The organism is Streptomyces sp. NPDC057428, assembly GCF_042803195.1.
Taxonomy (GTDB): Bacteria; Actinomycetota; Actinomycetes; order Streptomycetales; family Streptomycetaceae; genus Streptomyces.
The window spans coordinates 37,958-45,006 of the sequence record NZ_JBHVCT010000058.1 but is presented as its reverse complement, the minus strand read 5'-3'; the positions used below and the strand labels follow the sequence as shown (position 1 = coordinate 45,006).

Below are 7,049 nucleotides of genomic sequence, written 5' to 3'. Positions count from 1 at the left end.
CTGCCGGGGGCGCCCCCGTACGGTTCGGTCCGGCCGGTGGCCGGCAGCCGTCAGATCAGGCCGAGCTCGCGGACCGCGTCGCGCTCCTCGGTGAGCTCCTGCACGGACGCGTCGATGCGCGCGCGGGAGAACTCGTTGATGTCCAGACCCTGGACGATCTCGTACTTCCCGTCCTTCGTGGTGACCGGGAAGGAGGAGATGATGCCCTCGGGGACGCCGTAGGAGCCGTCCGACGGGATGCCCATCGAGGTCCAGTCGCCCTCGGCGGTGCCGTTGATCCACGTGTGCACGTGGTCGATGGCGGCGTTGGCGGCCGAGGCGGCCGAGGACGCGCCACGGGCCTCGATGATCGCCGCGCCGCGCTTGGCGACGGTCGGGATGAAGGTGTCGGCCAGCCAGACCTCGTCGTTGACGACCTCGGCGGCGTTCTTGCCGGCGATCTCCGCGTGGAAGATGTCCGGGTACTGCGTCGCCGAGTGGTTGCCCCAGATCGTCAGCCGCTTGATGTCGGAGACGGCGGCACCGGTCTTGGCGGCCAGCTGCGAGATCGCGCGGTTGTGGTCGAGGCGGGTCATCGCGGTGAAGCGCTCGGCCGGTACGTCAGGGGCAGCGGCCTGCGCGATGAGCGCGTTGGTGTTGGCCGGGTTTCCGACGACGAGGACCTTGATGTCGTCCGCGGCGTTGTCGTTGATGGCCTTGCCCTGCGGCTTGAAGATGCCGCCGTTGGCGGACAGCAGGTCGCCGCGCTCCATGCCCTTCGTGCGCGGGCGGGCGCCGACGAGCAGGGCGACGTTGGCACCGGCGAAGCCGACGTTGGCGTCGGCCGTGATCTCGATGTCGCGCAGCAGCGGGAAGGCGCAGTCGTCGAGCTCCATGGCAGTGCCCTCGGCCGCCTTGAGACCCTGGGGGATCTCGAGGAGTCGCAGGTTGACCGGCACGTCCGGGCCGAGCAGGTGGCCGGAGGCGATGCGGAAGAGCAGCGCGTAGCCGATCTGGCCGGCCGCGCCGGTGACGGTGACATTCACGGGAGTGCGGGTCATGGCGATCTCCGTTAGACAGCTGGCGGTGGGGGTCCCTGCCCCTGGTGCGGACATCTCTGAATCTTGATGTGAAGAGATATCCAGCGGTCAGGCTATCCGACCCGCGCCGCACCGACCGCCCGCCCCCCTGTGGGACCGCACACAGCCGGCTACGGACCGCATGCGTCTACTCCGGCGTGGCGCACCCCGTCGTCCCCAACCTGAGCGTCGCGCAGGCCTTGGCGTCGGAGGCCTTCCGTACGGCGACCATCGGGGTGTACGCGTCCGCGCCGACGTCCACGGTTCCGCTCTCCTCGGCCGGCCCGGCGGTGATCGTCACGGTGTCGCCGGTGATGGCCCGGGTGATACGGGCCCACGCCGCCCCGCAGGTCTCGCTGTAGCGGACCTCGACGAGGCCCGCGCCGACCGTGACCCTCGCGACCGTCTCGGCGAACCGGCCGCCGCAGCCCGTCGCTTCGGGGTCCTGCCCGGTGCACGCGGCGCCGCTGCACTCCACCCCTGCGGGCAACCGCGCCGCGGTGGTGGTGGCCGGCCGGGCCGAGGGTGCCGCGGCGACCGCGCGGGGGGTGTCGTCGTCCCCGCCCGGACCGGTGAGCAGCACGGCGGCGGCAATCAGCATGAGCGCTCCGGCCGCCCCCGCGACGATCACGGCCGCGCCGCGGCGTACGCCCCGCTTCTTCCCAGCGTCCGAAGGAACGGCGTCCTGCGGGGCACCGTCCTCGTACGGGCCGCCCGCCAGGGCCTCCCCCGCATCCGGTCCGGATCCGGCCCGCGGCTGCTGCGGGATCCGCGGAAGGGTGCCGCGCTGGATGGGCACGGAGATCGGCCGGCCCGCATCGCGGGATTCCCCCTCCGGTCCGGCGGCGGTGGACACACCGGTGCCGCCCGCAGCGGGGCGCGCGCCTGCCGTACGGGCGGGGGCCACGCCCGCCTCGCCGAGTGCCGCTCGCGCCTGCGAGATCCTGATCGCTTCCATCGTCATGTCGTGGCGCATCTCGGAGCGGCTCCAGGCCCGTTCGGCCAGCTCCCACATGGTGGTCAGATGGTTCTGCTGGGCGCCCGTCACCTCGGCGAGCGCGATGATCGCCCCTCGCGGGGCGAGCAGCCGGCCGTTCAGATACCGCTCCCAGGACGTCTTGCTGTAGCCCGTACGGTCAGCGACCGCGGCCATGCTCAGGCCACCGCGGTCGACGAGCCTGCGCAGCTGACCGGTGAACTCCCGCACCTGCGGGTCGAGTTCTTCCGGCAGCGGCTTCCAACGAGGCATTGCTTCCCCCCAGTCGATTCCCCCCGGACGCGCCTGGCGCGCTCGCCGGCACCTGGTCCGCGCCCCTGTCGCCGGAGCGGCCCGGCCCCGCGTCCCGGGCTCCCCAGAAGGATGCACGGATGCAGGCTGCCAGTTCCGGACGAAGAGGCTTACCTGGGCATTCGGTATGAGCGCGGGATCCGTTGTGCGCCGTAGTACCCGTCGAACCGGTCCACTGTCGTTGCGCGACGATCACAGGGTGGCGGAATGGTCACTTCCGTGCCACAGGGCCCGGGCATCCCTTGAACCGGCACCTCATGTCCATGACGCTTGGATCAGGACAGGGCAAGGCCGCTCAAGTCGCCTCATCTTGGGGTCTCTTGCACTGGGACGCCCGGTCCGGTGTCCGTCCCTTCTCGGGGGTGGGGACGGACACCGCGCAGGTCTTCCCCGCGTCGTACGTACGATCCGCTAGCGGATCGTGAAGTGGACCACGTCCTGCAGGAACGGGACGTTCAGCCAAGGTCTGGGCTGGGCCATCGTCGCGATCAGCACGATGAGGGTGCCCATCAGCCCGTACGTGACGAGGTCGGTGAACCGGGACCGTACGGCCAGCATGCCGACGGACGGAACCACCCAGCGGAGCACCGCGCCGGCGAGGAGTGCGATACCCACCAGCATCGAGCCGTACCGGAAGGCCTCCTTGAAGGGGTCTACACCCACGATCAGCAGTCCGGCCCCTGCGGTGCACAGCACCGTGAGCAGCGGCCACTGCCGGGCGGGAGCGGGCGCGTCTCCCGGCGCCGCCCGGCCGCCCCCCTCGGGGCGTGCGGTGTCCCGGGTCAAGGAGAAACGCCGCGGAGGCACCCAGGTCGAACCACTGCTCCCGCCCGCCACCGCGGTCCCGTCCGTGTCCACGGCCGCGTCCGTACTGGCAGACGCGTCCGCACCGCCGGACGCGGTCGCCTCGGCAGACGGCTCCGCAGACCCGGTCGGCTCGGAAGGCAGGTCCGCCGTGGCGGACGCATCGGTGTCGGGGCCACCGTCCCGGTCAGAAGTCCGGCCCTCGTCGGCGTCCGCGTCGGTACCCCCGTCCCGCGCGGACGCCCCTGCCGCGTCGGGGCGCTCCGGCGACCCGGGACCGTGGGCGCGCGCGCCCGCAGCGGACTCCCCGGCCTCCGCCTGCACCCCGGCCCCGACGGCCTCACCGGATGCGGCTTCCGGATCACGCGTCTTCCCGGTCGGCCCGGCCTGCTCGGACATCACTGCCTCCTCGGCCGGACCCTCGGTGTGCGTACCGCCCGCCGGACTCGTACCAGCACCCATGACGTTCCTCCGGTCCGGGTCAGCCGGCGGATTCGGCGGAGGCCTCGGCGGCGGCGCGTTCGGCCGCCTCGACCACGTTGACGAGCAGTTGGGCGCGGGTCATGGGGCCCACACCGCCGGGGTTCGGGGCGACCCAGGCCGCGACCTCGGCGACACCGGGGTGGACGTCCCCGACGATCTTGCCGTTCTCGTCCCGGCTCACACCGACGTCGAGCACGGCCGCGCCCGGCTTCACGTCCTCGGGCTTGATCAGGTGGGGCACACCGGCGGCTGCGACGATGATGTCTGCCTGCTTGAGGTGCGCCGAGAGGTCACGGGTGCCGGTGTGGCACTGGGTGACGGTGGCGTTCTCGGACTTGCGCGTCAGGAGCAGCGGGAGGGGGCGGCCGATGGTGACACCACGTCCGACGACGACCACGTGGGCGCCGTTGATCTCCACGCCGTGCCGGCGGAGCAGGGTGACGACGCCCTGCGGGGTGCAGGGCAGCGGGCCCGTCTCGTTCAGGACGAGCTTGCCCAGGCTCATCGGGTGCAGCCCGTCGGCGTCCTTGGCCGGATCCATCAGTTCGAGGATGCGGTTGGTGTCGATCCCCTTGGGAAGGGGGAGCTGCACGATGTAACCGGTGCACTCGGGGTTGTCGTTGAGCTCCCGTACGACTGCCTCGATGTCCTCCTGCGTGGCCGTGTCCGGGAGTTCGCGCTGGATGGACCCCATACCGACCTCGGCACAGTCGCGGTGTTTGCCGTTCACGTACCACCGGCTGCCTGGGTCGTCGCCGACGAGCAGGGTTCCCAGGCCGGGTGTGATGCCCTGTGCCTTGAGGGCCGCCACGCGGACGGTCAGGTCGGACTTGATCGCAGCTGCGGTGGCCTTGCCATCGAGAATCTGGGCAGTCATGTCACCCATCCTCGCGGATGACCCCGCCCTCGTACCAATCCTGGTCTGCCACGCGGACACGAGATTGCACTTGCAGAACGCATTGGGCAATCGACTGGACAGAATGACGGCGTCACGGCGACGATAAAGGGCGCATAAGCGCGGACAGTGTCGGGGGGACTCCGTTCAGATCGCATGCCGTTCCTCCGCTCGGGCCGCGTCGTCCCCATTTCCACAACGGAGGAATCCCGCCATGAGCTTCGGCGACCCCAACAACCCCTACGGCCAGCAGCCGGGCGGGCAGCCGGGCTACGGCTACCCCCAGCAGGCCCCGCAGGGTGTTCCCCAGCAGGGCTACGGCTACCCCCAGGCACCGCCGGTTCCGGGCGGCTACGGCTTCCCGAGCGGGCCGGCCGAGATGCCGGGTGGCGTGAAGGCCGCCCGCATCATGCTGTACGTCCTCGGTGGCTTTCAGGTCCTCGGCGCGATCGTCATGGTCATCGGTGGCGCCTGGCTGAGCGACAAGCTGTCCGAGAGCGAGTCCTACGGCTCGACGAGCAACCAGGACATGGCCGACGTCAGCATGGGCGTCTTCGTCGTCGTCGGCATCCTGACACTCGGCATCGCACTCTGGGCGATCCTGACCGCCGTCAAGTTCTCCTCCGGGGGCAACGGCGTCCGCATCTCGGCGATCGTCTACGGCTCCCTCGTGACCCTCTTCAGCGTCATCAGCCTGCTGACGACGAACGTGTTCGCACTCATCAGCATCGCGCTGGGCATCATGATCATCGTCTTCTGCGCCAAGCAGGACGGTGCCCAGTGGTTCCAGCGCCCGCGCCACTGACGGACATCACCACCCGTCCGTGAAGGCCGTAACACCCGCGCCACGGGTTCCTTACGGCCTTCGGCCGTTTCAGGGCGCCTTCGTGGTCCGCTCCATGACCACGAAGGGCCCTGCCTCGCGCGTGATCCGGTACCGCGCCTCGGGGTGGAGCTGCTGCGCGTACTTCACCGGATCGTCGATCGGGCGCGACCAGCCGAAGTCCAGGTTGATCGCGACGACGTCGGGCGCGGTGCCGGGCGCCCCGCCGACCCAGTAGACCGTGCGGTCGGCGGTCAGATGTGCCATCAGCGTGATGTCGGTCTCCACCCGCGCACCCACGGGAATGGCGCGCAGTGCTTCCTCGGCCGCGTGGGTGCGGGCGTCCGCACGGTAGGTCTCCGGGCGCAGCAGGTCACGGAACGGAAGGTGCTGGGTCAGCGCGAGGGCGATCGCGACGGCGACGGGGACGGCGACGTTCGCGTACGAGACGAGCCAGGGCCGCTTCGAGTGCCGGCTGCGCCGGATGCCGTCCGCCATGGCCAGGAAGACGACCGGCATCAGGATCGCGCTGTAGTGCCAGACCATCCCCCAGTGGTTGGAGTCCTGCGAGAGCAGGCGCCAGCCGAGGGTGGGCAGGACGAGAAGGATCAGCGGGGAGCGCAGCGCCATGAAGGCGGTGATGCCGACCAGGAAGACGAGCATCTCCAGCTTGACGGAGGAGTCGAGGACGCCGAGCACGGAGTCCAGCATGGACACCTGCTGCCCGCCGTTCTCCTCGATCTTCTTCCAGTAGTCGTACGTCCCCGCGCTGCTGGCCGCCGGTATGAGCACCAGGACGGTCAGCGCGAACGAGAACACGCCGAAGGCCGCCAGCAGCGCGCCCTGGAGCCTGCGGCCGTAGAAGGCGAGCAGGCCGCCGACGATCGCGACGGTGACTCCGAGGTCCTCCTTCACCAGGACCAGGGGCAGCGCCCACAGGACGGCCGCCCGCCGGCGCCCCGTGAGGAGGGCGCGGCAGACCAGGGCGATCAGCGGGACGGCGAAGGCTATCTCGTGGAAGTCGGCCTTCACCGCTTCCTGGAGGCCCCAGGACAGTCCGTAGGCGGCGGTGGCGCAGAGGCCGGCGCGGCCGCCCAGGATCTGCTGGACGGTGCGCCCGACGACGACGGCGGAGAAGGCGAACAGGGCGGCCTGGGCGAACAGCAGGGCGGCGGCCGACGGCCACACCCAGTAGAGCGGGACGAGGAGGGCCACCACGGGGCTGAAGTGATCGCCCAGGATCAGATAGCCAGGGCCCTTGATGTCGACGACCGGGGCGTCGAACCCGGCGTACGCGCGCACCTCCTGCTCGAAGATGCCCAGGTCCCAGGAGGGCGACTGGAAGTGGCTGAACCGGACGTACGCGTACAGGAAGTAGACCGCGCCCAGCAGGACGGCGGCGATCAGGTACGGGCGCAGCGGTACGGGGTGGAGCGGGGCGACGGCCCTGCCGGCTTCCCCTTCGGAAGCCTCCTCCGGTGCGTCGGTCTCGCTCTTGTTCAGGTCAAGCACGGTGCCCCCGCAACGGAATTGCCCACTGGTCACTGCCGGCCGGACCGGTCCCGCGCGCCGCGGCCCGGCAAGCCATTCATTAGAACAGAGGGACGAGCGGAATCCGCAGGCCGGGAAGCGCCGCAGGCCGCACCCGGGAGGGCGCGGCCTGCGGCGTCGTCACTGCGACCGCGTGCCGTCGGTGCG

The 7,049-nt window shown here is 70.8% G+C and carries 6 protein-coding genes; 1 reads left to right on the top strand and 5 read right to left on the bottom strand.

The genetic code is table 11. The features are described 5' to 3' along the window. Positions 1-50: 50 nt before the first annotated feature. The 4 genes from ACFU5K_RS21720 to ACFU5K_RS21705 form a co-directional block, all read right to left on the bottom strand. Positions 51-1,040: a malate dehydrogenase gene (locus ACFU5K_RS21720; RefSeq protein ID WP_384064153.1), complete on the bottom strand. Its 990-nt coding sequence runs from the start codon at positions 1,038-1,040 to the stop codon at positions 51-53. Positions 1,041-1,206: 166 nt separating this feature from the next. After that, positions 1,207-2,307, bottom strand: coding sequence for a DUF2690 domain-containing protein (locus ACFU5K_RS21715; RefSeq protein ID WP_384064151.1), 1,101 nt, complete (start codon positions 2,305-2,307; stop codon positions 1,207-1,209). 450 nt (positions 2,308-2,757) lie between these two features. Continuing rightward, positions 2,758-3,612, bottom strand: a complete 855-nt coding sequence (locus ACFU5K_RS21710; RefSeq protein ID WP_384064148.1) for a DUF3017 domain-containing protein — start codon at positions 3,610-3,612, stop codon at positions 2,758-2,760. 19 nt (positions 3,613-3,631) lie between these two features. Further along, on the bottom strand, positions 3,632-4,510 hold the full coding sequence (locus tag ACFU5K_RS21705; protein WP_384064145.1) for a bifunctional methylenetetrahydrofolate dehydrogenase/methenyltetrahydrofolate cyclohydrolase: 879 nt from the start codon (positions 4,508-4,510) through the stop codon (positions 3,632-3,634). Between the two features lie 232 nt (positions 4,511-4,742). On the opposite strand from ACFU5K_RS21705, the gene ACFU5K_RS21700 reads away from it, so the two are divergent. Next, positions 4,743-5,333, top strand: a complete 591-nt coding sequence (locus ACFU5K_RS21700; protein WP_384064143.1) for a hypothetical protein — start codon at positions 4,743-4,745, stop codon at positions 5,331-5,333. Between the two features lie 69 nt (positions 5,334-5,402). On the opposite strand, the gene ACFU5K_RS21695 is transcribed toward ACFU5K_RS21700, so the two are convergent. Further along, positions 5,403-6,863, bottom strand: a complete 1,461-nt coding sequence (locus ACFU5K_RS21695) for a DUF2079 domain-containing protein (protein ID WP_384064142.1) — start codon at positions 6,861-6,863, stop codon at positions 5,403-5,405. Between the last annotated feature and the right edge of the window lie 186 nt (positions 6,864-7,049).

Bases quoted from the DNA above. Each gene is read 5' to 3' on its own strand.
- ACFU5K_RS21720 (WP_384064153.1), bottom strand. From the start codon at position 1,040: ATGACCCGCACTCCCGTGAATGTCACCGTCACCGGCGCGGCCGGCCAG.
- ACFU5K_RS21715 (WP_384064151.1), bottom strand. From the start codon at position 2,307: ATGCCTCGTTGGAAGCCGCTGCCGGAAGAACTCGACCCGCAGGTGCGG.
- ACFU5K_RS21710 (WP_384064148.1), bottom strand. From the start codon at position 3,612: ATGGGTGCTGGTACGAGTCCGGCGGGCGGTACGCACACCGAGGGTCCG.
- ACFU5K_RS21705 (WP_384064145.1), bottom strand. From the start codon at position 4,510: ATGACTGCCCAGATTCTCGATGGCAAGGCCACCGCAGCTGCGATCAAG.
- ACFU5K_RS21700 (WP_384064143.1), top strand. From the start codon at position 4,743: ATGAGCTTCGGCGACCCCAACAACCCCTACGGCCAGCAGCCGGGCGGG.